Genomic DNA, 363 nt, shown 5'->3' with positions numbered 1-363 from the left:
TGCCCAGGTGGTGAAATTGGTAGACACGCCAGCTTCAGGTGCTGGTGATCGCAAGGTCGTGGAAGTTCGAGTCTTCTCCTGGGCACCAAATTCAGATCAAACCCGCGAAAGCGGGTTTTTTCGTTTCAGGCCTTTGATTTTCAACAGAAAACTTGATTTATTTTTTTGAATCAGGGGTTTACAGATCAAAAAGCCCTCCGTATAGTTCGCTCCATCAACAGCGCAAGCGTTGATAATGCCCAGGTGGTGAAATTGGTAGACACGCCAGCTTCAGGTGCTGGTGATCGCAAGGTCGTGGAAGTTCGAGTCTTCTCCTGGGCACCAAATTCAGATCAAACCCGCGAAAGCGGGTTTTTTCGTTTC

The 363-nt window shown here is 48.5% G+C and carries 2 tRNA genes; both read left to right on the top strand.

What is annotated here, in order from left to right:
• Position 1: 1 nt before the first annotated feature.
• Positions 2 to 88, top strand: a tRNA-Leu gene (locus tag K7431_RS30845).
• A 149-nt stretch (positions 89 to 237) separates the two neighbouring features.
• A tRNA-Leu gene (locus K7431_RS30840) sits at positions 238 to 324 on the top strand.
• The last annotated feature ends 39 nt before the right edge of the window (positions 325 to 363 follow it).

The sequence above is a fragment of the Pseudomonas fluorescens group sp. genome (genome assembly GCF_020093335.1).
Lineage (GTDB): Bacteria > Pseudomonadota > Gammaproteobacteria > Pseudomonadales > Pseudomonadaceae > Aquipseudomonas > Aquipseudomonas petroselini.
This window is presented reverse-complemented; position numbering and strand designations above follow the sequence as displayed.